We start from the raw sequence: 25021 nt of genomic DNA, 5'->3' as shown, positions 1-25021 counted from the left end.
GTCGCGCCGGGCAAGCCGCGGGCTTGCTAGCCGCCGATGGCGGCAGGCCCCGCCGGGGCTAGGCGCGGGATTTGACCGATGAGGCGCGTGGCCTCGCTTGGGCTCCCAGAACCCAGCCTTGCGGCAAGGCGCGACGGTCATTTCCTCCAGCAGCAGTGTCGGCGTCTCGCGTGCGAGACCCATCGGTCCTTTGGCCACGCAGGCGTGGCGTGTTGCTAAGGGGCGGTCGCCCCTCGCGCCCGGGGGGTAAAGTCTGCGCTGTGCTGCGACCGGACGGGGGGTGTCCCCGACCTTCCCTCGCTGCGCTCGGTGCAGGCCGGGTGATCCCCCTCCCCCCGTCCGCCCCCCAGTTGCTACCCCCAGCCTCGCCGGCGGGCAGGGGTAGATGCGCAAAGCATCGACCCCAACCCCAAGACGGAGTTCAACCGATGACCGTTCGTGAAATCGCCCTCAACAAGCTGGTCCTGTCGCCCAACAACATGCGCCAAGGCGAGGTGGAAATCGGCGATCTAATCGCCGACATCGGCGCGACCAAGACCGTGCTGCAAAACCTGCGGGTCACCGCCCAGCAGCAGAACGGCAAGGCCACGGGCAAGTTCGAGGTTCATGTCGGCGGACGGCGTCTGCGGGCGTTGAACGTCTTGGCCCAGCGCAAGGACATCCCCCGCTCGTTCCCGGTTCCTTGCGTGGTCTGCGCTGACGAGACGGCCGCGTTGGAGGAAAGCATCGCCGAGAACGCCGTGCGGCTGGCTCCGCACCCGGCCGACCAGTTCGCCGCCTTCCATGCCCTCAGCCAGACGGGAAAGACCGTCTCGGAGATCGCCGAGCGCTTCTCGGTCGCGCCTCGGATCGTCGAGCGTCGATTGAAGCTGGCCACGGTCTCGCCGCGCCTCATGACGCTGTTTCGCGCCGATGAGATCAATCTGGATCACATGGCGGCCTTTACCCTGACCGACGATCAGGCGGCCCAGGAAGCGGCCTATTTCGACTTCCCTGAACACGACCGTCAGGCCTACCGCGTCAAGCAGCGTCTGGTCGGCGGGCGGGTCAACAGTCAGAACAACGCCACAGCCAAGTTCGTGGGTCTGGATGCCTATCGCGCGGCCGGGGGCGAGGTCAGTCAGGACCTCTTCGCCCAAGCCGATGACGCTGGGTACATCACCGATCTGACGCTGCTGGAAAAGCTGGCGAGCGAGGCGCTAGAAGCCGAGGCAAAGGCCTTGCGGCCGGAAGGCTGGGCATGGGTCGAAACGACCTTGAGCTTCGACTACAGCCAATCGCAGATCTACGGCCGGGCCTACCCTACGGTGGCGGCCTTGACGCCCGAGGCGCTCGGCGAGATCGAGCAACTGACGCGCGAAATGCAGGAATTGGAGGCGGTGGACCCCCAGACCGACCAGACCATGGAGCGCGTGAGCGAGATTGAAGATCGCCTATACGCCTTGGAAAGCTCCGGCGAAGAGGTTTATGCGCCCGAGGTCAGGGCGATCACCGGCGCCATCGTGACCATTGCCGACGACGGCTCGCTTCGGATCGAGCGGGGTTGCGCCAAGCCGGGCGCCGATACCAAGGCGCTGCGCAAGCTGGACGGCAAGGCGACGCAGGGCGGTTCGTCCGTCACCCGCGAACGGGCCAAGAAGCCGGCTGGCGCCCTGCCCGACAAGCTGGTGCTGGACCTTACCGCCCACCGGACGGCGGCGTTGCGCGCGGCCTTGATCGAGCGTCATGACGTGGCCTTCGTCGCCGTCGTCCATTCCCTACTGCTGCTGACCCACTACGGCGCGGGGCATCGCTCGGCGCCCGCCTCGACTATCGAGCTTCGGGCCGATCTGTCGGCCAATCATCCGCGCAAACATGCCCAAGGGTTCGAGGCCAGCAAGGCGGGCGAGGCGCTCAAGCACGTTCAAGGTCGGATGATGCTGCTGCTGCCGACCAGCCACGCGGACCTGTGGTCGTTCCTCATGGCGCGCGAGCCCGATCAACTCATGGAGCTTATCGCCTACGCCGCGTCTCAGATGGTCGATGCGGTCAAGCAGCCGTTCGAACGCGAGAACAGCGCTCGTCAGGTAGCCTCCGATCATCTGGCCAAGGCTCTGGGTCTGGACATGACCCAATGGTGGGCCCCGACGGCGCAAGGCTATTTTGGCCGGGTGTCCAAGTCGCTGATCGTCGCGGCGGTGGAGGAGGCGACGACCGCCCAGGCGGCTGAGAACATCGCCAACCTGAAGAAGCAGGAGCTGGCGGCCGAAGCCGAGCGGCGTCTGGACGGCAAGGGCTGGCTGCCGACCATCTTGCGTCCGCGTGACATCGTCCAGGACGAGGACGCCTTGGAAGACGAGGCCTTTGACGCCGGGGGCGATCTGGACGAAAGCGCGCCGTGGGATGAAGACGAGGTCCCGATGGCGGCCGAATAGTCTTCAACGCCGGGGCTTGGCGCCCCGGCTCCCTTCTCCTGGAGCCGGTTTGTACGTGCAAACCGGCTCTCTGCTTTCTGGATGTCGGGCACAGGTTTGCACGTGCAAACCCGCGCGAAGCGGCGCGGGCCTGCGGCCCGCAATCCTTGCATTCGTCTGGCTAAGGGGCCTTGCCCCTCGCGCGGGGCGGTAAAGTCTTCGACCCGGGGCGAAGGTGTCCCCAACCTTCCTCCCGTTGGTCGTGCATGTCGGGCGATCCCCCTCCCCCGCCCCGGCCGCCCTTTGCTACCCCCGGCTCATTGGCGCCGGCCTAGCCGGTTGGATCGCGAAAGAAGCGAGCCAACCCAAGCCGACAAAAGGAAAGAAAACATCTTTATCTTCTAGCAAAAGAAAACATAAAGATGTATTCTTGAGCCTTAGAGACGGAGCCCGGAAATGACCAAAGCCCCCACCTCAAAGAACCGCAAGACCGCCGCCGCCAAGGCCGCGCCGACCGAGCGTTTCGACATCCATCAACACGTCACCGACCAGATCATCAAGGCGCTAGAGGTCGGAACCAAGCCGTGGGAGCAGCCCTGGCGCTCAGCGGGCGGGTCGCTTCGCCCCCTGCGGTATAACGGCGAGCCCTATCGCGGCATCAATGTCGTGATGCTGTGGGGCGCCAGCCAAGAGCGCGGTTTTGTATCCCCCTACTGGATGACCTTTCAGCAGGCGCTGGAACTGGGCGGATCGGTCCGCAAGGGCGAGCGCGGGAGCAAGGTCGTCAAGGCTGGGCAAAGCGTGTTTGGCGACCAGGACGCCCCCGACCAGAGTGACGGCGATGACGGTGTGAGCGTTCGCCGTTGGCTGAAGGCCTATACGGTGTTCAACAGCGAGCAGATCGATGGCTTGCCGGAACGCTACAGCGTCAAGGCGGCCGAACCTGGCCCCCTGCCCGAACGGATCGCGGCGGCCGATGCTTTCTTCGCCAGCATCCCGGCCAAGGTCATCAACACCGGTGATCGGGCGTACTACCGGATCAGTACCGACGACATTCACATGCCGCCGCTCGAGCTGTTTTCCGACGCCGAGCATCATGCCGCGACCCTGGCCCATGAACTGATCCACTGGACTCGGCACCCCGACCGGCTGGACCGCGACTTTGGCCGCAAGACGTTCGGCGATGAAGGGTACGCCAAGGAGGAATGTTGCGCGGAACTTGGCGCGGCGTTCGTCGGCGCGATCCTGGGACTTCGCCCCTCCCACATCGAAGACCATGCGGCCTATATCGGCTCGTGGCTCAAGGTGCTGAAGGACGACAAGCGGTTCATCTTCACCGCCGCAGGCCATGCCCAGCGCGCTGTCGAACTGTTGGAGAGCTACCAACCCGGCGCGGCCCTAGCCGATGCTGATGGCGCCAGCGCTCAGGAGGCGGCCGCTTAGGCGGCGGCCCTTGCTGGAGGATCGACAAATGCTTGTCGCCCTATTGGTGTTCATTGCCCTGGCCCTGGTCGGGCGGGTTTCCCGCCCGCCCGATGACCAGGGCGCTTGGCTGCTCTGGCGAGAAAATCAGGAGGATCGCCGCGATGACGGCTGAAACCTCTTTATCTTTTGACTATGCTGAATCACAACGACTCGGCCGCCTTCGGCGGCGCGGTCTTGGGGGTTTAGCAAGGCATGGAAGTGAGCGACGAGGCTGGCGAGTCCATGTTGAACATGAAGGTCCCAACGGCGCTTCGCGACGAGCTAAAGAAGCAGGCCGCCGAACAGGGCGTGACCCTGCGGGTGATCGTGCTTAGGGCCCTGAAGGCGGCAGGCTTCACCGTCAACGACAACGAGCTGGCTGATCGGCGCCCCGAGCGTTCGGGCAGGAAGAAAAGCGCATGAAAACCATCGTCGTGAACAACCAGAAGGGCGGCGTGGGTAAGACCATGCTGGCGATCCATCTGGCGTGGTTCCTGGCCGAGGAAGCGGCGACCCGCATTCTGTTCGTTGACCTAGACCCCCAGGCCAACGCCAGCCACACCCTGGCCGCCGAGCGCCAGGGGGGCTTAAGCAGCGCGCTCTTTTTCGGTCCTGACCTGACGCTCCAAGGCCTGCCGGGCGTGACGGTGCTGCGCGCTGACGACAAGCTTCACAATGTCGATGGGCTGTTGAACGAGGCCATCCCGGCGATGGCCAAGCGGTTCGCCGCGCTGAAGGACCAGTTTGATTACTGCGTGATCGATACGCCGCCCACCTGGGGCGGTCGCAATTTCGCGGCGCTCCTGGTCACCGATCTGGTGATCTCGCCCATCGATCTGGAAGACTATTCGCTGTTGGGCATCGGCAAGCTTCGCAAGCAAATCAAGCTGGTCGAGGACCAAGCGCGCGGCGGCCGACGCATCGATTTCCTGGGCCTGCTGCCCTCGCGGTTCGTCAGCACCTCGCCGCGCCAACGCGAGAACCTCAAGACCCTCCTGACCCAGGGCGGCACCTCGCTGATGTTCGACGGCGTGCTCACCCAGCGCCAGGGCTACGCCGAGGCCGTCAGCCTGAAGGCTCCGGTCTGGACGATCAAGAAGAAGGCCGCCCAAGACGCCGCAAAGGAAATTCGCGGCGTGCTCGGGACCATCAAGGGCCGCCTGTCGGCCGCTGTCGCCGCGTAGAGGATCATCGCCATGACCACCAATTTCGCGGCGCTCGTGGGCGGCCTGGTCGAGGACAGCGGAGAGCCGGACGGCTCGCGCCTTAAGGAACTGCCGCTGTCGGAAATCTACGAGGACCCCAACAATCCGCGCACCGGTTTCGACGACGCGCAGCTGGCGGACCTTGCCGCCTCTATGCGCGAGCACACGGTGCTTCAGCCCATCACCGTGCGCCCCAAGGACGAGACCGGTTACATGATCCGGTTTGGTGCGCGCCGCTTCCGCGCCGCTCAGCTGGCCGGGCTTGCGACCATCCCGGCGGTGATCACCACCAGCAACGCCAGCGAGGTCGATATCCTGGCCGCCCAGGTCATCGAGAACGACCAGCGCGAGCCGCTCAATACCGAGGAGATGACCACGGCAGTCGCCCGTCTGATGGAGCTGGGGCTCAATCAGCAGCAGGTCGGCGAAAAGCTTGGTCGGTCGAAGGAGGCGATCTCCATCTATGCAGCGCTTCGCGACCTGCCGCCCGAGCTGAAGGCCCTGGCGTCGAAGCTGGGCGCGCGGACGCTCTACGAGCTGTCCATCGCCTGGAAGCGCGACGCTGCCCGCACCCTGGCGCTCGTGGCCGAGCGCGGCGATACGATCACCACGCGCGAGGCGGTGGCCTTGGCGGCCGAGCTGAAGCCCGCGCCCAAAGGCGGGAAGGATACCCCCACCGCCGCGCCGGCTAAGGGCAAGGCAGCAGGGAAAGCCGGGGCAGGGGAGGGGAGTTTGCACGTGCAAACCGAGACCCCGGCCGACGGCGTTGCGCCCAAGTCCGGTGCTAGGGGCAAGCTCGCCGGGTTTGACGTGAAGGTCGGCAGGCGCACGGGGCGGCTGCTCTTGGAGCCCGGCCCCAATCCGGAGACGGCGCTGGTGGCTTTCGATGGCGGCGCCACCGAGCCGACCGCCGTGGCCGACATTCGGCTGGTGAGGGCACGGAGCGTCTAGTTGGATGTTCCCGGCATAGGCCGCGCGGCTCTGCGCGCGATGGTGACGGGGCTGCGATACGCGGCGTTCTTCGTGATGCTCTATTGCCGGGGCGTCGTGCAGTTTGTGCTGCGCGGCTATGTGGTGCTAGGCGCCCTGGCCTTCATCGGATTTGCGGTCTTTCGGGGCGGGCTACCTTGGTACGCGTACGCCTACCAAGGCGCCTCGGTGTTCCTGGCCGCGCTGGCCAGTTGGAAGTACGACACCTTGCTTGGCCTACTGACGCCGGACGGCCGTCGCCTGATCCTGGACGTCTAGCGCCTCGTCGGTCACCAGCAGTCCGACCAGTTCGGCGCGGGTGGCCTTGAGCTTGGCGATCACCGCGTCGATCTTGGCGATGCGGCGGCCCTGCAGATCGCTGACTGGCGCGCAGTGTTCGGACGGCTGATCGTCGATGCGGTCGAGGAAGGTGCGGATTTCTCCGGTGGTGAAGCCGAGGTCGACCAGGACGTTGATGCGCCGGACGAGCGGGGCGGTCTGGGCGGCGTATCTGGGTTGGCCTTGAGCGATCGTGGCGGGGCGGATGAGGCCTTCGCGTTCGTAGCGGCGCAGTTGGCGGGGGGTGAGTTGGGCGAGGCGGGCAAGATCTCGAATTTGCAAGGGATGGTCTCCGGTACGCACTTGGCCGGTTAGGCGCGGTTTCGTTGTCGGCAGGGTGCAGGCCCGCCTGAACCCCTGCCCGCCGGCGAGGCGGGGGTAGCAAGTGGGGCGCGGCCGGGGGGAGGGGGATCACCCGACCTGCACTGAGCGCAGCGAGGGAAGGTCGGGGAAACCCCCGGCCGGTCGCAGCGAAGCGGAGACTTCACGCCCCGCGCGCGAGGGGCAAAGCCCCTTAGCTCTTTCTTGATAGGGAGCCTCAGAGGCAACTTTGAGGCGAAAGTGGATCTGCATTACACGGGGCGAATCTTGGCCGTAGATGCGGAGAATCGTGGGACCGTTGTTGGGAGCGTAAGTCCGATGGGGTTGAGGGCAGGATAGGCTTTGCGCCGGCGTTTTTATAAATTACGCTCCGCTGATGGCCATGTTCGCGTTCCAGCTTCCGGACGACCTCGCCGCCAAGTTCGATGCGCTGGCATCGTCGGGCCGGTCCAAGAAACTTCGAGACCTGGTCGCCCAAGCGGTCGGTGAGAGCGCCTCCGGCCCTGGCCTCGCGCCACGCGGCCAGTCGACCAAACTGACCCTTCGCCTGAAGCCCGACGACCTGGTCGCTCTAAACGACGTGTCCGGCTCCGACGGCCTTCGTCGTACCGAGTGGGTCCTGGCGCTCTTGCGCCGGCGGCTGTTTGGACGGCCGCACTTTAGCCGTCGTGAGGAGCTGGCCTTCTACGCCGTGCAGGAGGAACTGCGGCGGATCGGCGTCAACGTGAACCAGATCGCGCGGGCCATGAACACGGCGGTGATGCCAGGCTCAGTGCTTGATGCTGAGATGTCGTCGATCGAGGCGTTTCGCAGCGAGATCCGCGAGCATGTCCGCGGCCTCTCCGAAGCCTTCAAGGGGAACCTCGCCTACTGGGAGGACGAGGCATGAGCGACTTTCGCGATATGCGAGGGTTCGACCAGGTCTGGCGCGCGCCGGCAGGCGGTCGAAAGATTATCGCCAAGGGCAGCGTCTTGGGCGAGCCAACGAGTAGGGGAGGGGAGGCCGACGCGAAGGCCAAGCTCGCCCGCGTCGTTCAGAAGGCGCCGGAGGTGATGGTCAAGATCACCGGCAAGACCAAGGACGGCGAGCACCTTGGCGCGCACCTGGATTACATCTCTCGGAAGGGGGAGCTTGATCTGGAGCAGTCGGACGGCGCGTTCGTCCATGGCCGAGACGGCGTCAAAGAGCTGGCGCTGGATTGGGCGGCGTCTGGTGAAAGCGACAGCCGCCGACGCGCCAACAGCACGATGTCGGTGTCGATCGTGCTGTCGATGCCGGTGGGGACCGATCCCGAGCGCATGAAGGATGCGGTCCGCGCCTTTGCCCGGGCCGAGTTTGGCGAGACCTATCCTTATGTTTTCGCCTTCCACCAGGACGCCAAGGGCGAGCAGCCACACGTTCATCTCAGCGTTCGATCGCTAGGGGTTGGCGGCGAGCGGCTCAATCCCAAGAAAGCGGATTTGGCCGATTGGCGTGAGCGGTTCGCCAGCGAACTGCGCGGTCGCGGGATCGAAGCGGAGGCAACACCGCGCCGCGCGCGCGGGATCACGCAAAAGCCCGAGCGGACACCGGTGCGCAAGGCGCGCGAGCGCTTCGAACGGACGGGCCAGAACGAACCCCGGGTTCTGCGAGAGGCGCGGCGGGAAGCCGAGAGCCTAGCGCGCAGCGGAGGAAAGGCTCAGCCTTGGGACGACAGCATGCGCCAACGTCAGGCTCAGGTGCGTTCGTCCTATAGGGCCGCGGCCAAGGTGCTGGAGGCGTCGGCCGATCCGCGTGACCAGGCGCTTGGTCGTTCGGTGGAGGCGTTCGTCAAAGCCATGCCGGCTCCGGTCAGTCGGCGTGTCGCGCTGGCCAGGACGCTGGTTGAAGGCGGCAAACAGGTCGAGCCTGCCAAGGCCGCGACTGAAAAGAGCCAGGACCCAGGCAAGGATCGGTCGCGAGGTCGCTAGGTTTGCACGTACAAACCTGAGCGTCAGACGACGCCGGGCGGCCGAGGGCGTTAGACCTCGTCCTGGATCGTCGCGCTGATCAGATCGGTGATCAGCTTGCGGCGAGCTGGAGGAAGCCGGCGCCAGGCCAACAGCAACGCCATGGCCCGCGTGTCCGCCGCCAAGGCCGCTACTACCGGGTCAAGCGCGCCGGCCGGACCCGCGAGCAACTCGGCGATCTCCGAAAAGAAATACTGGATCGGCACTTGGAAAAAGAGCGCCGCCTCCGCAAGCTTGGAGGCGGAGACCCGGTTGTCTCCGCGCTCATATTTTTGAACTTGCTGGAAGCTGATGCCGATCGCCTCGCCGAGCGAGGCCTGGCTCAGGCCACGCGCCTTACGGGCCTGGCGCAGCTGGCGGCCAACGCTGACATCGATCGGATGCGGCGGATTGGAGTTTGCACGTGCAAACTCGTTCAAGATTGAACCCGCCACACCTACCGTCCCCTCGTTCGTTCGGGCCCAGATTTGGAAGGCGATGGCTGCGCGGTCGGCGGCGGCATCCGGTCCGTATCGGGCTGGTCCGCCGAACGCCCGCGCGGCTCTCGCACTTTGGCGGTTTCAAAGCGCGCGCCGCGCTCGATATGGTCAGCAATCTTTTCCTTTGCGCCGGCGATCAATCGGTCCTGCACGGTTGGGTCGGCATGACGGTCCTTGACGATCGCCGTCACGACCGCGAGCCGGCTTTGGGCCGCGTTGAGTTCAGGGTCCTTGGCCGCTTGGCCGGGGCTAGCGGCGCGAAACCGATGAGCGTCGATGGACCACTTGTTGCGGGGCACTTCTCGCTGCTGAAGTGAAAGCTCGCCTGAGACCTTGTCGCGAACCTCCAAGGTCCGAATGACCCGCTCGACGCCGTCTCGCCGCAGTGTGATCTCCTCGCCGGTCGCGGCGCCGGACTTCTCCAAGGCCGTCGGCAAACCGACGCCCCAAACTTCCACCTGCCGTCCGCTCGCCAGTTCCACCCGAACGAACGGCGTCAGTTCTTGACCAGAGCGATGACGGTATGGCGCCTGGCCACTCTCAAGCAACTTACCCGTGACGCCCTTATCGTAATCCAGCCGTTCCTGGACGGGCATTGGCGGGGGGGACGGCGCGCCGCTGCCGCCGGTCGGGCCGGCTGCATCAGGATCTTGGGGCGCTCTGTCGCGCGCCGGGGCCACTGAATTGGTGTCCCGGGCCGACAGGCGGCCATCTAGCTCCTGGAGATCCCGCTCAGTTGGCTTGTAGCCACGCACCTCCAAGCCTTCGCTGCGAGCCTGCATCCACACCTCCCGCCGGAAGGCGTCTTCGCCGCGAACGTCGATGGCGGTCCAGCCGCGATGCTCAGCGATGGCGACCAAGTCCTTGATCACCTCCGCGTTCGTCTGGCGCGCCAGGAGCTTGTCGCCTGTGTCGCGGAACGCGGCCTCCTTGCCCGTGGCGTCGGTGAAGAACCGGACCTCGGGCGCGAACTGTGGCTCTTCGGTCAGATAGCGGCGCCCGACAGCGTCGGGGACGTCGCCGCGCTCGACCGAGAAACGGTGAGGTCCGTCATCGTTAGCCGGCGCCGGTTTGGCGGTGGCTTCGGACGGGGGAGGGGATGGGGCGGCCTTGTCAGGCTCTGGGGCTTGGGCCTTGCTGTTTTGAAGCACGGGCTCGGCGGTCAGGGGGCGCTCTGTCTCGTCTTCACGCCGCAGCCGGGCCTCGGCCAAAGCGATGCCAATGCGCTCGGCCTCGTCGATCGAGCGCTCATAGGCGATATCCTCTGGCTCGGTGGCGTAGTCGCTGGCCCGCTCGACAGGCAACGATAAGTCCAACGCAGCGGCCGGTGAGATGGTGTTTTCCATCTCGGGTCCCGCCGGGCTCGCCCTCTCGGCGGGCGCAGGGCTTGGCGGCGGCGTGATCGCGGTCACGAGAGCGTCGGCAGGGGTGTCGATGTTATCGGCCATGGCGGCCTCCTTTGCGCGTTAGCGTTCGACCGCTTCTTCCAAGAGCCCCGCGTTGATGTAGCGGTTGATCCAGTCTTCGGATTCCGCCTCGGTGGCGCCGGCCGGAAGGTCGTCCATGTCGATGGCGTCCAGCTCCAGCGAGATCGCGCCCAGGTCCAGATCGGTGTCGCCGGCGGCTTCGCTCACGGTCAGGGGACGCTCGACCACGCGCGCGTGGATCTCATTGACGGTTTGGCTGAGGGCCGCCAGGTCGGCGGTGATGGCGTCCAGGCGATCGTCCGCATTTGCGGGTGGCTGTCCGGCAGGCCCAGCCGACGCCAAGGGCGTGATCGGCGGAGGCGGCAACAGGCGCTTGGTGAAGTCGGCGTTCTTGAAGAAATAGATCTTGGAGGCCCGAATGGGCGCGATGCCACCGCGCATGATGATGAGCGTGTCCTTGCTCATCTGGATCAGCTCCTGGGGAAGCATCAGCGCCCGGCGCTGATCGCTCTCTGTCGTCGTGCGCTTGCCCCCGCCCAGATAGGTCGGGCGCGAGTTGGAGCGTCCCTCGAACGTGTAGTAGCCGAGGCGCTCGGAGAGATCCTGGGCGACCTTCAGTTCCTTGGGCGTGAAGACGACCTCGACACCGCAGTTGGTCATGATCTCGTCGGCGACGTCGGGACCGTATTCGGCGCGCAGCTGAGAAGGACTTTGGAGGACGGGCAACAGGCGAAGGCCGTAGCCGGCGACGTATGAGAACCCCTTGGCGATCACCGAGGCGTGCCCGATCCGGGCGAACTCGTCGAGAAGGACCAGGACCTGGATGGGGTGGCGTCCGCCGCCCGGCAACTCGCGCGTGTTGAGGTCCACCAGTTGCTGGAAGAAGAGATTATAGAGGGGAGCGACCCGGGCCATATTGTCGGGCGTGACACCTAGATAGATCGAGATCGGCTTGGATCGCAGATCACGAAGGTCAAAGTCGCTGGCGCTGGTCGCTGCATCGACCCGCGGATTGAGCCACAGGTTCATGCGCGAGGTGATCGTCTGCTTGATGGATGCGAACGTGTTGTCGGACGCGGAGCAAAAGTCGTTGAGCGCGTTAACCGCCCCGGGCGACAGAGCCTCCATGCCGCCGGCGCGGGCCTCGATCAGGGCGGGGAACTTGACCTTGGGATTGCCGTTGGTGAGCTGCCGGTAGATCTCACCAATCGTGAACGGCAGTTGCGGGCTCTCGGCGACATAGGCCCCGACCCCGACAAAGCCTGTCCGCGCGGCCTCCGACCAGAAGGGATCGCCTTTATCCGGCGTGGGAAAGAGCATGGTGGCGAGCTTTTGCAGCTCGTCCAAGGTGTCGATCGCGCTCGCGCGGTCGATGTAGGCCAGAGGGTTATAACGGGCCGTGCGGCCCTCCGGATCGAGCGGATCGAACATCAGGACCTGCTGACCATGCTTGGCGCGAAAGCCGGCCGTCGCGTCCCAATTCTCCTTCTTGATATCCAGCACGACGACGCTGTCGGTCCAGTTCAGAAGGTTTGGAATCACCACGCCGACACCCTTGCCGGTGCGGGTCGGCGCATAGAGCATCACGTGCTCATTTCCGCCGAAGACCAGGTATCCAGCGCCCTTGCGCCCAAGGATGATCCCTTGCTTGGCGCGCAGGCCCTCGCGCCGGATTTCGCCCTCATTGGCCCAGCGCGCCGAGCCATGCAGCGGCCGGCGGATGCGCGAGCCCGCCATCGCCGCGATGATCAAGATGAGCAATCCAGATCCCAAGGCTGAGACCTTGAACCAGAGCTGGACCTGGGGATGGCCGCGATAGACCCAGAGCCAGCCAGGCACGGCCGCGAAATCGACGTTCGCGCCAAGGCGTCCAAGTCCGATCAGGGTCCCCAGCGTGGTGAGCACAGCCCACAGCACCAGCAGCAGGAGCGCCGAGGCGACTAGGATGGCGGCCTTACCGGCCGGCGTGGCGCTTGCGAACCGGGTCATAATAGAGCTCCGTCATTCGGAAACGGCCGTCCACCTTGCGCATCTGGACGACGACATCGACCAGCAGGTGGAGAAGGCCACGGATGTCATCGCGGGAAAGATCGCGGCCACCTTCGGATTCCTTGACCAGCAGGGTCAGCTGTTCGAAGGCCAAGGCAGCGGAGTCGGCGTGGACGGTGGTGATCGAGCCGGGATGGCCTGAGTTGACGTTGCGCAGGTAGAAGAAGGCCGTGCCGTCGCGCAGCTCTTGAAGCAGGATCCGGTCGGGCCGCATGCGCAGCGCGCTTTCCAACAAGTGCTTGGGCCCGATCTTGGCCAGGCCCTGTTGGTCCTTGGAGTAGGTCAGGTGGACGACGTTGCGATGGGGAACCGTCAGCTCGCGGGTATCCTCGATCGTCAAAAGCCGCTCGTGGTCGGGGATCAGCCGAACCAGGCCTTTGCTGAAGGTCGTTTTGCCCGAGCCCGTGGCGCCGCTGATCAGGATGTTTTTGCGGGATCGGACCGCTAGGTCAAAGAAGGCCGGCCAAAGGCGTTTGTCGCGCAGGCGAAGCAGCTCTTGTTCGTCATCGCCCAGGGCGTCCGAGGTCAACGTGGTCTCCTCGAAGAGGCCCGACGCGGTGAAGTCGTCCATGCCGAAGGTCACCGTGGAGGGCTTGCGGATGGTGATCGACACCGTGCCCTCGGGGACGGCCGGCGGCAGCACGATTTGGCAGCGCTCGCCTTGCGGCAGGACCGTCGAGCAGATCGGGGTCTCGGCGTTGACGTCCTGACGTGAAAAGGCAGCCGCCGCGTTGGACAGGGTGGCCAACCAGGTCGAGGTCAGCTCGGGAACCTCGAACCACGACCACCCCTTGGCGCCCTCGACGCCCACTTCTCCCGGCCGATTTATCACCAGCTCGGTGACGTCGGCGGGTTCGAGAAGACGCTGCAGCGGCTGCATGTAGTGCAGCAGGACCGAGCTGTCGGCGATCATCGCGCCTTCACGCCGTAGACGTCAGAGAAGTCGAAGTCCTGAGCGACCATGATCCCGACGTCCTCGCCCTGGTTCTTGCGCAGGATGGGTGGGATGTTGATTGAGCCCTCCAGCGCTGTGTTGGCGACCTCTGAGGGCACACGGGCGGTGCCTTGATAGTTGCGGCCGCTGCCGGCCGTGGCGGCATAGACGCCGTCGTCGACCAGAGACAGTAACAACGCCGCGCCAAAACGCTCAAAGAAGCGATTATCAACGTCGCCACCAAAGCCGCTGCGTCCCAGGGCGTCCGCGCCCGGCGAAGCCAGATCGATGGCGATCCCGCGTGGCGTGACGGCCCGGGTCCATAGGATGAAGAGCCGGCGCTGTCCGCGCTGCATCCCGCCGCGATACTCGCCCAAGACCTTGGTGCCCTTTTCCAACAGGACCACTCGGCCGTTGTCGGAGAGCACATCGCGCGGGACGATGCAGGTGGTGTAGCCTGGCAACGAGGAGTCCATCGCCGTTTGCAGGACACAGGGGATCTGCGTGCCAGCCAGGATCAAGTAGTTGCGATCGCCCAGCACTGTGGCGCGCGCCGTGGCAATCGCCGAGCCACGTCGCAGGTTTTCAAGTTCGGTCGCCTGCCGGGCGGGCGCGCCCTGCGCGCTGGCGAGGATGGCTTCAGCCCCACCAGCGCCGCCACCGGCCGGCGGCGAACCGCTATGGCTGAAGGCGACCAGCGGGGCGCGGCGGGTGAGGTCCGACAAGCTTTCGCGAGGGGCCGATGCGCTGGAGGCGGAGCCGCCTGCTCCGGCGACGGGCGCGGGCACGACCTGTCCAGGCGCGAGGGGTTGGCCAGTCGCCGGATCGATAGAGCCGGCGGTGAGTGTCGGTGCGGGGGGGAGCGGAGCGGGATCGGTCGGGGCGACCTGATCATAGCGAACCGTTTGCCGGGCCGGGTCCTTGGGCTTTGTCGGCTTGGCGTCGCCTCGATCCCAGGTGACCCCGATCAACAAGGCCGCCACGCCGACCATGCCAGCGATCCCGGCGATCTTGGCTTGTGGAGTGTTCATGCGGCCGGCGACGGGCGAGATCCCCCGTTCGCCCGGGACGCCGCCGCCTTGATCGGTCGAGCGAGGTGCGGCGCTGTGTTCCGCGGCCGCCCGTCGCCCTGCGAACGGGTCGGCGGGCGATGCGGCTTGCGCATCAGCCGCGGTGGAACCGGTGCTGGTGTCGTGGTGATCAGTCATCGTCATTGACCCGTGCGAATGGTGCGATCGACGTTGGAGGAGGCCGTGCCCGTGCCGTGGGTGACGCCGTAGGGCGTGACGGCCTCGTTAAAGATGCAGAGCACCTCGCGGCCCCGGCGCAGGACCAGCTTGGTGGCGACGGTGTGCAAAACCACGAACTCGTCGCGGACATCGAACGGCACCTGGCTCTCGGATCCGTCCGGCAAGGTCATGAAGAAGCTGGGAAGCTCCTGGTTGGCCGGGAAACGCAGCACAGTGAACTGGCCGTTGTCGGAGACTTCAGACGGCTGAATCCGTGAGGAGCCTTGGACCGTGTAGTTGAGGTTTCGGGGGCCCTCGACGACAGCGTGGTCCAGCATCAGGCCAGCGCGAGCGCCCTCGATGGCGGCGGCTTGGCCAACGATGGTCCTGACCAGGGCCGCGCGCTCGTCGTCGGGATATTTGAACCTGACTTGAAAATAGGTGTCGGGCGAGGTGGCGGTGATCGGGCCCGAACGGATCCCCAGTTCGAAGGTGTAGTTGCGAAGTTCCGAGCCGCGACGGGTCGTGACGATCAAATTGGTCGGCATGCCCTTTTCGCGCGGTTTGACGAAGAGGATGTTGGTCTCTGCCGCGACCTCCCACGACACCGTATCGCCCAAGGCTACGTGCTGGATTTCCTCGCGCGAGTCGAAGACGATCTGGGTGGCGGTTCGGAAGGTGCCGATGACGCGATAGACCTGCCAGGGGTCGTAGTTGACCCATTTGACCCGAGGATCTGACTGTCCCGCCTTGGGGACCTCGACCGCCGCAGCGGCCCCAGCGAAGGACAAGAAGGCGACGCCGGCGCAGGCGGCGAGCAGACACGACCTCATTGGGAAATCTCCGGGTCGGCGCGATAGCTGTCGACCTGGAACCCGAGCGGATTGCGGATACGGTCTGACTCAAGCATCGGCGCCTTGGTGTAGGCAAAGGTCAGGGTGGCGATCCAGTCGGTGGTCTTGACCTCTTGGCCGAGACGGACCGTCTTGGAGAACCTGACGTTGGCGACCTTGTCGTTGATGAAGGTGATGTTGCGGATCAAGACCGTGGCCGAGCCATCAGCGCCAACGACGACCTGCGGGCTCTGGAGGTTGGTCGATCGATAGAGGTCGGCCCAGCGCTGTTGTTCTTCCGGGGTCGAGAGGATCGTGACGAACTGGAAGTTTTCTTGCGCGGCCGGGGGGAGGTAGCCCTCACGAGCCCGGACGTACTGGGCGAGGAAGGATTTGCTGATCGCTTCGTTATAGGTGACGCCCCGTTCGCCCGTCAGGCCGGTCATGACGTCCACCGAGCCGGTTGTCTGGTTCACGCGAACGACGTAGGGCTCGACGGACTTCAAGGGCGCGAGCGCCGCTACAGCTATCGAGGAGGCGATCGCCACGGTGGTCGCCAGGATGGCCACCGTCCAGGCCACGCGCTTGGACCGTTCCGCCGACTTCAGCCGGTCCTGATCCCAGCGACGCGCTTCGTCGAAATAGGCTTTGAGGTCATGTGCGGCCACGCCCGTCATCCCAGGGCCTCCAGGCAGCTGGGGTACTGGCCGGGCGCGAGGGCCGAGATCTTCTTGGCCTTGTCCTTCCTGGCGGGAGCCGGGACCGAGGTCCCGGAAATCGACGGAACGACGGTGCCTGGCGCCGGGACACGGGCCGGGCGACCATCTGGCCCGGGTGTCGGCGGCGCGGCGATTGGAGCCGTGACCGCGGCGACCGTCGTTCCCGGCAGGACCGATCCGTTGGGATTGGCCGGCCGGCGGTTATGTCCGCTGCAGGACTTGGGCTTGCCTGCCAAAGCGGCCGAGTGGGAGCTGAGAGCGATCAGGCACGCCGTCAGGATGATTGGACGAAGCATTCGCGGATCTCCAGATGACGCGGGGCTACCGGCGCGGATGGCCGTTGCGGGACGAGCCGGATGAGGATGGAGCGACCGAGCCGCCGCCGCGTCCGTTCCCGCCGTTGCCGGTGGGAACGGATTTAGCGGGCTGGCCAGAGGTCATGGCGCGCGCGGCGTTGGCGAAATCACCGATGCCTGCGGCTGCGCCGCCGGCGATGCCGGCTGCAATATTTGGGGTCTGCAGAAAGAAGATCATGCCCAACGCAGACAGCGCGATGAACAAGAGGCCGCCGGCAGTGGGATCCGCCTGGCCGTCGATGTTCGCCCACTGGCCTTCGACCAAGCCGAGGATGAGCTGAAACACGGTGATGATCAGAGCGAACAGGACGAGGTAGTTCACGCCCTGCTTTAACCAGCCGTAGAAGAACTGACGGGATTGTTCGAACACAAGAAGGGCGATGAAAATCGGGCCAAGCGCGACCAAGATCGCCAAAGCAAGCTTGGCAAGCATGACGATACCAAAGCCTAGCGCGGCGGTGAGGGCGGTGACGATCCACACTGCGCCGCCGGTTACATACGGGCCTGGATCGGTCATCGAAGCTGTCGAGAAAATCTTGGTCGCGAGGTATCCCCCGCGATTGAAGAAGCCGTCGAACGCACCACCAATCCCGGGGGTAGGACTGCCGCTGATCGCCTCGGCCAACCAATTGGGCAGGTCTATAAAGAGCGGGGTTGTGACGAAGGCGTTGTAAGTCACTGTCGTTGCAATGGTGTAGATGAAGCAGAGCTTCACGAGCCTGATCACGCCGTCCATAATCGGTTCGGTGATCGAACCTCGGATGATGGCCCAGCCATAAAGCACCACATAGAGGACGAGGGCGATGCGAAGCGGGCCGGCAACGTGGGCGATTACGTTGCTCAGACCGTCGTGCAACACAGCCTCAAGCCGGGTATCGACGTAGTCGTAGGACGGTCCGAATATCTGTGCCGGCATGTCTGCGTCCTCGCCCTAGAAGCCGCGCCGGTAGTCGTTCATGGTCTTGAGCTTGCTAGCCTTTTCCGTGGAGGCTTGAGCGTTCTTGCATTCAGTTCCTCGATGGCTTCCGGTCTGGCAATTCGACAGCACGGTCGACCGCTCGGAGGGGTTTGCGTCGAAGTACGACACGGACCGCGGCGCAGGCTGACAGCCTGCCAAAACGGTGGAGGCGACCGTTGCGGTCAGGATGGCAAGCTTCCGCATCAGAAGCCTCCTTTGTAGTCGGCCATTGTCTGCTGATACTGCGCGGCTCTTGCTTCCCGCTCGCGCTGATCCGCCATGCGCTTCTCGGCGTCCTGCATCATTGCTAGGCCTTGGAGTTGCATCTGGTCGTTGTTGATCATCGCCTGTTCGGCAGCGATGCGGGCCTGCAGGTCCATCACCTCCTTCGGCGTGGACGCGGTGTTCAGCGCCAAGCGCAGTTGATCCAGGCCCGCCTGGCGTTGGCCAGCGGCCTTGTAGGCGCTCTCACCCAGGGCCACGTCGCGAGCCGCCCGATCGCCCGATTTGACGAGGGCGTCCTGGTAATAGCGTTGGGCGAGCGACAACCCCTCAGTGGCCGGCGTGAACAGTCGATTGGCGTCGCGGATCGAGGTCGCCCGCGATCCGATCGAGCCCATGTCGGTGAGCGTTCCGTTCAGGAGCTTTCCAGTGTCCTGAACCTCAGCGGGCAGATAGCGGCGAAGCGCCGGGTTGTTCAGCACGCCGCCCAAGCTGTTGACGTTAGTCAGCCCGGTCATTCCGGCGTAGAGGCGCTTGCCCTGATCGACCATCTCCGCGCCCTGGCGGACTTGTGTCTGCAACTCGGCGAGTTGGGCGCGAGCCTGATTCAACTGCGAAAGCATCCGCGTGTAAGCGCCGGGGTCGGTCACGACCATCTGAGCGCTGGCCGGCGCTGCGATCGTCGCGGCAGCCAAGACGAAGGGTAGAAGAAAGCGCGTTCTCATCGGGATCTCCGTCGTTCTTGTTGAAAGGCTGGGCTCCAGTCGGCTGGATCGTCACCGTGCGTCGCGCGGATCCTGTCGAGCAGCTCGACGGTCTCGGTTCGGCCAGAGAGGATCGAAAGGGCGTCGTCCAGACCGTCGAGGTTTAGCTCGACGACAACCGAGTTGTGGCCTTGCTTGACGAGGAACCGGCGGGACTCGGGCGAGAGCTCCTCGCGGATCAGCCGGAACTCCTCGTTGGTGAGGCCAAAGCCGTCCACGTAGTCCCGCGCCTGGCCGTAGGGATTGGGCAGGAAGATCTTCGTCGGACATTGCTCGAGGATGGTGTGGGCGATCTCAGAGCGGAGCACGTCGGCCGGACTTTGCGTGCCGAACACCATGAAGGCGTTCTTCTTGCGGTAGGTTTTCAGGCCGTCCTGGGCGAGGTTTCTGAAAGCCTCGTCGCCCAGAGCCTTCCAGAACTCGTCGATATCGACGACCAAGCGTCGCCCATCGACTAGGCTTTCTAGTCGATGGATCAGATACATCATGACCGGCGTGCGGACCTCGGCGTTGTCGAGGAAGTCGGTCATGTCGAAGCCGAGCAATTTCGCGTCGAGCCCGACCTGGTCGGCGTCGCCGTCGAGCACCCAGCCAAGCGGTCCCGCACGCGTCCAGCGTTCAAGCCTGGCGCCGATGCCTTCGGCGTCTCGCTGACCAAGGAGCTGACGCAATGCGGTAAGGGACCGCTGGTTGGGGGCGAGGGGTTCGAGCGAGGCGACGCCGTCGCTGATCAGGCGCTCTTCCTGGACCGTCAAAGCCCGATCAGCAGGCGTCACCAGTTTACGCACGAGCTGGGTGAGGAAAACGACGTTTCGCGGTGTGAACTCCAAGGCGCGAAACGGGGCAAAGCCGGTTGGCGCGCCGTTTTTCAGCGTCAAGTAGGTGCCGCCCGAAGCCCGCACGAAGATCTCAGCGCCCCGGTCTTTGTCGATGAAGACCCGCTGCACGTCGAACTTCTCCAGCTGGGCGAGCATGAAGTTTTGAACGACCGTCTTGCCCGAGCCCGATGGGCCGCAGATGAAGGTGTGGCCCAAGTCGCCGACGTGGAAATTGAAGTAAAACGGCGACTTGGCCGACGTCCTGAGAAGCGCGACGGCAGGGCCCCAATGGTTTCCCGCAGCCTGGCCCGATGGGTAGGTGTGGAAGGGGGCCAGGGCGGCGAAGTTGCGCGAGTTGATCGCAGCCGGCCGGCAACGTTTGGCGAAATTGCCTGGGAATTGCGACCAAAACGCCGCTTCAAGCGCAAGGTCCTCGCGGGCGACCACCAAGCCTGAATCCGCCAGTGTCGCGCGTGCGGCCGACATGTTGTCGGCCAGAGCCTTGGTCGTCTCGCCATAGACGAGGAGCGAGAACTGGTGCTCGCCCATGACGAAGCGATTGCTCACCAAGTCGTCGATCGCGTCATCGAGACCTTGCACCTGAGAGGCGGCCCGGTCGTTGGAGCGGATCAAAAGGTTCTGCTTTCGCTCCATGACGGCGCGTGCAGACGCCTTGGATAGGAACGCGAACGACTGGGTGGCGACGAAAGGATAGGGCGAGCGAAGCAGCCCGTCCCACAGGCCAGGCCGGGTGGTCGCGGGGTACTCTTTGACGCCGAAGATCCCTGCGTATTTTTCGTCGCCCGGTTCTCTGATTTCGAGCGCCTCGCGCCCGAAGATCACCCGCGCGGTGTAGATTGCCGCGCCGAGGTGTCCGCGCACCAGCGGGATGCGTTGGCGTCGGCCGGTGAGCACCAGGTGCAACAGTTCCATCGGCTCAGAGAAGGCCAGACCGTTATGGTCGTAGAGGCCCAGGAGCCGGACACCGTATCGGCCAAGGTACTGAAGGAGATCGCGAGCCTTGTCCTCCAGCAGACGGATCGCGTCTTCATCGACCTCGAGCCCAGCTTTGCTTCCCGCGCTCAGCCGGTGGAGGAAGGCGCCCAGTCTGTCGCCGACATCTCGCCCCGGATGAAGGGTCAGGGTGATGTAGAGGTCATTGGTGAAGAGCCGGGTTGCACCCACGCGTGCGCGATAGGCGGCGTCGAGATCCCGGGCGAAGTCGGAGGCGAACTGGCCCTCGGGATAGCCTCGATCTTCATGCCGCACGACGTGGTGCCAGATGGCCAGCCGCTCGTCGGCGATGTTGCGCCAGGCGTTGTTCAACTTGGCGTGCCAGTCGTTCAAATCGCGCACGTCGGCGGTTTCGAACGAGGCTCCGTCGAGCTTGAAGCAGACCATCAGCGCGCGGTTGTCGAGCGCGACCACATGGTCGGAGACGTGGCGCGCATAGGGTAGATTGGCGCCGGGCTGAGGCTCGCGCCTCAAGACCATCGGGCCAGCGATCGACGCGGGACCTGCTTGCTTTGCAACGCCGCTAGCCATTGGGGAAATCCTTGCCGGAGTAGTGGCGCACGACAGGAAGGGGCGAGTGCGAACTGCCGCCCCACCAGGCGCGATTTCGGGCCCGGCCCTTGGTTTCGAGCCACATGAGAAGGACACGAAAGGCGTTGTGGTCGTGCTTGACCACGGCGCGGAACAGAAAGTGCAGCGCGACGCCCACCGACAGGTAAGCCAGATTGTTGGCGGCCAAGAAGATCGTGCCGCTCAGCATAACATTGAGCGCCATGGCTTCGACCGGTACGCCCAGCACCATCGCCGGCCGCGTGCAGGCCAGGAACAGCGTGTCTTCTGTGATGTGTTCGTCCTGCATGAGCGTGACCGCTCGGTGCGCGCCTGCCCCCCAAAGGCGGCGCGCCGGGCAAGCGGGGCCTAGGCCCCGCTCCCCGTGACCATGCTGACGATCTGGGCGGCCCCAAATACGACGACCATTCCAACGACGACGATTGCCATCCTGCGGAAGTCGAAGATGCCGAACATCGCCAGGATGCCCATGATGATCACCGCCAGGATCGCAAGCAGCCGCGTAGTGTTGCCGGTGAAGAAGTTGACCACGTTCTGGAGAAGCGTTTCGACGCCGACCGATTGAGCCGCGGCGGGCTCGACAAGGCCAAAGGCCAAAACAATCGCGGCCAAAGCGACAGCGCCGGCACGCTGGTTCGTAGGCGTCGCCGGCGCAATGCCAGGCTTAGTGATGGCTAGGGGGCTCATCATGGGGGAGGGGCTCCTGTATCTCCGTTTCGAGGATTATCGAGCCACGGTATTGATAGGCGGCGCGACAATGGGCGACCGCAGCGGATAAAGACTTATACCGCTTTGGTTGAGCAGAGCGGTAGACGGCGACCAAGTGTTCGCCGACCTTCCAACTAAGCTTGACGTACATGGACCATGTGGCGTCACTCGCCTCGACGATCCGAACGCCCACGATTGCTCCGCCGCTCGGGCGTAGGCTCGTGAGAAGTCGTTCGCGGATCGTCCGATCGGACATTCGGGGTTCCCAAGCTTTCTGAGGAACCCAACATATGTCGAGAGGACGGCAGCGGTCATTACGGATGATGGCGTGGAGGATCATTGTCCGCCTCCGCCAAAGACGATGATCGAGCGGCCGGCGGTTCGCGCGAAGACATCCAGGGATGGCTTGGCGGGCGCTTGCGCCTCGGGTTGAAGGTTTTCGGCGGCGACCTCGATCGCTTCCTGGACAGCCGCCGGTAGAGGCGATGTGGCTTGGCCGAGAGCGCCGTAAGAACCTGGAGACAGCTTGGCGGCCTCGGCCTCGACCTTGGCGACGTAGCCGTTTGCAAAGCCGCGCCGATGGTTGCCGGTGTTGTAGGCCGAGAACGCCATTCGCAAGGCTTGTTGCTGCGGAGCCAGACGGGAGGCGGCCAGATAGTTCGACTGGAGCAATTTGGCGGCCGCCGCCAGATTGAGGCAGGGGCTGAAGGCGTCACGTACAGAGAGGCCCAGCGCCGTCAGGTTCCGGCTGTTGATCTGCGCCAAGCCGAGGTCGAGATTCTGACCTTGGGAGATCAGACGCTCGGCCGTGGCGATCGCCTGGTCGCGAGTCTTGGCCGGCGCGGGATCGGGCGCGCGGTTGACGTTGATGGCCAACGGGTCTCCTCGGCTTTCGACCTGTACGATGCTGACCATCGTCGCCGAAGCCACGGTCGGCGCGCAGCGCTGGGCGAGGTCAAACAGCGCGGCCAGGTCAGGCATGGGGAGCCTCTACGAGGGCGGTCGCGGTAGCCCAACAGCCTAGATCGGCGCACAATCTTGACGGGAGCGTCAAGATTGCAGTTTTCAGCTCTGGCACACGACGCGACATACGGCACTCTCTGAAATGTCGCATTTATTATAAAATGCGACATCAAAAGCCACGACAATCCCTTGGTAGCGCCATCGGAGATGGAGCCGCGAGAGCTGGCCACTCCACTTTGCGTAGCGTTTGCGGATGAAGGCAAGCAGAGCCATTGGCTTTTTTTCGAAGTCGGCGATATTGCCGTTTGCCGTGGACATCGTTCCTTCGGCGCGCCAAACTCCACATGTGGACACGGCGAGCTGATCGATTCTTGGGAGGTGACATGGCGCGGCCAACCGCTTCGGACGCCCTACAGGAGGGCTCGCTCTCAGGCTTCGTGCCCAAGGCGCGCCTTGGTAAGAGCATGGTGGCCGGCTACTTCTCCGCCGAGATGCAGCGCCGCGTGAAGATGCTCGCCGTCGAGCGAGGCGTCACCGTCCAGGCGCTGATTGGCGAAGGCCTGGACCTTCTCTTCGTCGCCGCGGGCAAGCCTCCGATGGGTGAGCGATGAGCACGCGCAACGACCCGCACCCGGTGCGGGACTTCTTCATCAACGACCTGATCGACTACGCGCCCAAGGACAGCGCGGAGATGATGGAGCGGCCGTTCTTCTCGATCTCCAAGCGCAAGCGCAACAAGCCGATCCAGTACACCACTCCGGACGGCAAGCTCTACATCAAGGTGTCCGCCAACCCGACGCATGGCATGGCGACGATCTGGGATGCGGACATCCTGATCTGGTGCATCTCGCGGATCGTGCAGCAGCGCGACAACCGTGAAAACGACATCCGGCCGATCATCCACACGACGCCCTATGAGCTGCTGAAGGGCATCGCACGCGGGACGAGCGGTCAGGACTATATCGAGCTGCTGCGCGCCATCCGGCGCCTGCGGACCACGGAAGTGGAGACCAACATCAGGGCCGGCAAGCGTCGCTATACGGCGTTCCACTATCTGGGCGACATCGAGGGCGAGGGGGAGTCGGAAGATAATCCCGAGCAGCTGAAGACACTGACCCTCAGGATCCCTGACTGGCTCCTGGACGGCATTATGAGCGGCAACATTCTGACGCTGGATCGGGAGTACTTCTTGCTGACCGGCGGCATCGAGCGCGCGATCTACCGCGTCGCAAGAAAGCATGCCGGCAATCAGAAGGCCGGCTGGGTCTGCAAGATGACGACCCTTTTCGAAAAGACGGGGTCGGAGTCGCCGCTGAAGAAGTTCACGTTCCGGATCCGCGAGATGTGCAGGTCAGATGAGCTTCCTCGCTACGCGATGCGCGAGACGACAACTGCCGACGGTAGTCCGGCTGTGCATTTCGTTGACCGGGCGTTCGTGGTCGAGGCGGCCAGAGAGCGGCGTGGGGCTGACGCGGCCCAACGCGGGCGCGAAGACGCGCGGGCTGCCTGGCTTGACGCTGAGCGCGATCCCAAGGCCTTCGATGGCGCCTGGGCCCGTTGGGCCGAAGATGGGCACCAGCCTGGTGAGTTCGCCAAGGCCTGCAGCGACCGCCGTTGCGTCATGCCGACCTAGGCACGTGGTATTAGGAACCGCGCGCGGCCTCGATCATAGGGTCTCGTGGTTTTAGGAACCGGAAGACATAGGCGACCTTGGAATGAAGCGCCGATTCGGTTCGATTCGGCGAGTCCTGGGTCGATTTGAGGTGCAGAGGAGGCGCTAATGGCCGCTGGGTGGCTATCGTGGTTTTAGGAACTGGGTTCCTGGGGGTGTCGTGGTTTTAGGAACCGGGGTAGCCCTGCACTTGGTTTCAGGAACCGAGAAAAGCTATGTCGTGGTTTCAGGAACCGCCGCGTGGCCCTCACCCATCGTGGTTTTAGGAACCGGGAAGCCCCAAAAAGGCAGGTAAGCGGCACGTGGTTTCAGGAACCTGTCCACATCGTGGTATCAGGAACCATTTTCTTCGTGGTTTCAGGAACTTATTGGCACGTGGTTTAAGGAACCCGCTTACGTGGTAACAGGAACTATGGCACGTGGTATCAGGAACCGGCAACCTCATTAAACCGCGTTAAAACAGTAACTTAGCGCATATTTTTGAACCTTAACTGCCTAACTTTCTTTATCTAACAGAATCTTCTCTAACGCAGACTTGGCGCGAAAACGCGCCCAAGACACCGCCTCTTGGGGGCTGCGCCCCCGCCGGCTCGCTACGCTGCTACGCAGCTTCGCCCCGGACGCTC

General features: G+C 64.5%; 27 protein-coding genes. 11 read left to right on the top strand and 16 right to left on the bottom strand.

All coding sequences use genetic code 11. The features are described 5' to 3' along the window. Positions 1-320 precede the first annotated feature (320 nt). The 7 genes from AQ619_RS18440 (at position 321) to AQ619_RS18415 (ending at position 6310) form a co-directional block, all read left to right on the top strand. The gene (locus AQ619_RS18440; RefSeq protein WP_166504379.1) at positions 321-2414 is read left to right on the top strand and encodes a ParB/RepB/Spo0J family partition protein; all 2094 of its coding nucleotides are present in this window, start codon (positions 321-323) and stop codon (positions 2412-2414) included. Positions 2415-2849: 435 nt separating this feature from the next. Continuing rightward, positions 2850-3836: an ArdC family protein gene (locus tag AQ619_RS18435; protein ID WP_084746348.1), complete on the top strand. Its 987-nt coding sequence runs from the start codon at positions 2850-2852 to the stop codon at positions 3834-3836. Positions 3837-3864: 28 nt separating this feature from the next. Then, on the top strand, positions 3865-3990 hold the full coding sequence (locus tag AQ619_RS19470; RefSeq protein WP_257720849.1) for a hypothetical protein: 126 nt from the start codon (positions 3865-3867) through the stop codon (positions 3988-3990). An 80-nt stretch (positions 3991-4070) separates the two neighbouring features. Then, on the top strand, positions 4071-4280 hold the full coding sequence (locus AQ619_RS18430) for a hypothetical protein (protein WP_062152038.1): 210 nt from the start codon (positions 4071-4073) through the stop codon (positions 4278-4280). Further along, positions 4277-5041: a ParA family protein gene (locus tag AQ619_RS18425; protein WP_062152035.1), complete on the top strand. Its 765-nt coding sequence runs from the start codon at positions 4277-4279 to the stop codon at positions 5039-5041. Before AQ619_RS18430 ends, AQ619_RS18425 begins: the two co-directional genes overlap by 4 nt. Positions 5042-5053: 12 nt before the next feature. Further along, positions 5054-6013, top strand: coding sequence for a ParB/RepB/Spo0J family partition protein (locus tag AQ619_RS18420; RefSeq protein ID WP_062152031.1), 960 nt, complete (start codon positions 5054-5056; stop codon positions 6011-6013). Next, complete coding sequence (locus tag AQ619_RS18415) at positions 6014-6310, top strand: hypothetical protein (RefSeq protein ID WP_062152028.1); 297 nt, start codon at positions 6014-6016, stop codon at positions 6308-6310. It abuts the gene before it with no gap. On the opposite strand, the gene AQ619_RS18410 is transcribed toward AQ619_RS18415, so the two are convergent. After that, positions 6269-6652, bottom strand: coding sequence for a MerR family transcriptional regulator (locus tag AQ619_RS18410; RefSeq protein ID WP_062152025.1), 384 nt, complete (start codon positions 6650-6652; stop codon positions 6269-6271). The genes AQ619_RS18415 and AQ619_RS18410 overlap by 42 nt on opposite strands. 415 nt (positions 6653-7067) lie before the next feature. On the opposite strand from AQ619_RS18410, the gene AQ619_RS18405 reads away from it, so the two are divergent. Next, positions 7068-7580, top strand: a complete 513-nt coding sequence (locus AQ619_RS18405; RefSeq protein ID WP_062152014.1) for a MobC family plasmid mobilization relaxosome protein — start codon at positions 7068-7070, stop codon at positions 7578-7580. Then, positions 7577-8641 (top strand): relaxase/mobilization nuclease domain-containing protein, encoded by a 1065-nt coding sequence (locus AQ619_RS18400; protein ID WP_174515193.1) that lies wholly within the window; start codon positions 7577-7579, stop codon positions 8639-8641. Before AQ619_RS18405 ends, AQ619_RS18400 begins: the two co-directional genes overlap by 4 nt. Positions 8642-8691: 50 nt before the next feature. On the opposite strand, the gene AQ619_RS18395 is transcribed toward AQ619_RS18400, so the two are convergent. The 15 genes from AQ619_RS18395 to AQ619_RS18325 all read right to left on the bottom strand — a co-directional run bounded on the left by AQ619_RS18395 (position 8692) and on the right by AQ619_RS18325 (position 22741). Beyond that, positions 8692-9099: a helix-turn-helix domain-containing protein gene (locus tag AQ619_RS18395; RefSeq protein ID WP_084746360.1), complete on the bottom strand. Its 408-nt coding sequence runs from the start codon at positions 9097-9099 to the stop codon at positions 8692-8694. A 17-nt stretch (positions 9100-9116) separates the two neighbouring features. After that, a complete protein-coding gene (locus AQ619_RS18390; RefSeq protein ID WP_062152008.1) occupies positions 9117-10607 on the bottom strand; it encodes an LPD7 domain-containing protein in 1491 nt (496 codons plus the stop codon). An 18-nt stretch (positions 10608-10625) separates the two neighbouring features. Then, positions 10626-12575 (bottom strand): type IV secretory system conjugative DNA transfer family protein, encoded by a 1950-nt coding sequence (locus AQ619_RS18385; RefSeq protein ID WP_062152005.1) that lies wholly within the window; start codon positions 12573-12575, stop codon positions 10626-10628. Further along, on the bottom strand, positions 12541-13545 hold the full coding sequence (gene virB11, locus AQ619_RS18380; protein ID WP_062152125.1) for a P-type DNA transfer ATPase VirB11: 1005 nt from the start codon (positions 13543-13545) through the stop codon (positions 12541-12543). Before virB11 ends, AQ619_RS18385 begins: the two co-directional genes overlap by 35 nt. Beyond that, positions 13545-14777 (bottom strand): type IV secretion system protein VirB10, encoded by a 1233-nt coding sequence (gene virB10, locus AQ619_RS18375; protein WP_236849583.1) that lies wholly within the window; start codon positions 14775-14777, stop codon positions 13545-13547. Before virB10 ends, virB11 begins: the two co-directional genes overlap by 1 nt. 2 nt (positions 14778-14779) lie before the next feature. After that, entirely contained in the window at positions 14780-15631 is an 852-nt protein-coding gene (locus AQ619_RS18370) for a TrbG/VirB9 family P-type conjugative transfer protein (protein WP_062151998.1), read from the bottom strand. Next, positions 15628-16308 carry a VirB8 family type IV secretion system protein gene (locus tag AQ619_RS18365; RefSeq protein WP_062151995.1) on the bottom strand — a complete coding sequence of 227 codons (681 nt, stop codon included), beginning with the start codon at positions 16306-16308 and terminating at the stop codon, positions 15628-15630. The genes AQ619_RS18370 and AQ619_RS18365 overlap by 4 nt, the downstream gene beginning before the upstream one ends. Continuing rightward, the gene (locus AQ619_RS18360; RefSeq protein ID WP_062151992.1) at positions 16305-16646 is read right to left on the bottom strand and encodes a hypothetical protein; all 342 of its coding nucleotides are present in this window, start codon (positions 16644-16646) and stop codon (positions 16305-16307) included. The genes AQ619_RS18365 and AQ619_RS18360 overlap by 4 nt, the downstream gene beginning before the upstream one ends. Before the next feature lie 25 nt (positions 16647-16671). Continuing rightward, entirely contained in the window at positions 16672-17622 is a 951-nt protein-coding gene (locus tag AQ619_RS18355) for a TrbL/VirB6 family protein (RefSeq protein WP_062151990.1), read from the bottom strand. 15 nt (positions 17623-17637) lie between these two features. Next, positions 17638-17868, bottom strand: a complete 231-nt coding sequence (locus tag AQ619_RS18350; protein ID WP_062151989.1) for an EexN family lipoprotein — start codon at positions 17866-17868, stop codon at positions 17638-17640. Continuing rightward, positions 17868-18611: a P-type DNA transfer protein VirB5 gene (virB5, locus tag AQ619_RS18345; protein ID WP_062151986.1), complete on the bottom strand. Its 744-nt coding sequence runs from the start codon at positions 18609-18611 to the stop codon at positions 17868-17870. Before virB5 ends, AQ619_RS18350 begins: the two co-directional genes overlap by 1 nt. Next, positions 18608-21013 carry a VirB4 family type IV secretion/conjugal transfer ATPase gene (locus AQ619_RS18340; protein WP_062151985.1) on the bottom strand — a complete coding sequence of 802 codons (2406 nt, stop codon included), beginning with the start codon at positions 21011-21013 and terminating at the stop codon, positions 18608-18610. Before AQ619_RS18340 ends, virB5 begins: the two co-directional genes overlap by 4 nt. Next, positions 21006-21341 carry a VirB3 family type IV secretion system protein gene (locus AQ619_RS18335; protein ID WP_062151974.1) on the bottom strand — a complete coding sequence of 112 codons (336 nt, stop codon included), beginning with the start codon at positions 21339-21341 and terminating at the stop codon, positions 21006-21008. Before AQ619_RS18335 ends, AQ619_RS18340 begins: the two co-directional genes overlap by 8 nt. A gap of 59 nt (positions 21342-21400) precedes the next feature. Then, positions 21401-21742, bottom strand: coding sequence for a TrbC/VirB2 family protein (locus AQ619_RS18330; RefSeq protein ID WP_236849593.1), 342 nt, complete (start codon positions 21740-21742; stop codon positions 21401-21403). A 354-nt stretch (positions 21743-22096) separates the two neighbouring features. Further along, complete coding sequence (locus AQ619_RS18325) at positions 22097-22741, bottom strand: lytic transglycosylase domain-containing protein (protein ID WP_062151972.1); 645 nt, start codon at positions 22739-22741, stop codon at positions 22097-22099. 365 nt (positions 22742-23106) lie between these two features. Between AQ619_RS18325 and AQ619_RS18320 the strand changes: the two genes are divergently transcribed. After that, positions 23107-23334 (top strand): ribbon-helix-helix domain-containing protein, encoded by a 228-nt coding sequence (locus AQ619_RS18320; RefSeq protein ID WP_062151969.1) that lies wholly within the window; start codon positions 23107-23109, stop codon positions 23332-23334. Next, positions 23331-24356, top strand: a complete 1026-nt coding sequence (locus tag AQ619_RS18315) for a replication initiator protein A (protein ID WP_062151965.1) — start codon at positions 23331-23333, stop codon at positions 24354-24356. Before AQ619_RS18320 ends, AQ619_RS18315 begins: the two co-directional genes overlap by 4 nt. Positions 24357-25021: the final 665 nt, after the last annotated feature.

Source organism: Caulobacter henricii, assembly GCF_001414055.1.
In the GTDB taxonomy this organism is placed as follows: domain Bacteria; phylum Pseudomonadota; class Alphaproteobacteria; order Caulobacterales; family Caulobacteraceae; genus Caulobacter; species Caulobacter henricii.
This window is presented reverse-complemented; position numbering and strand designations above follow the sequence as displayed.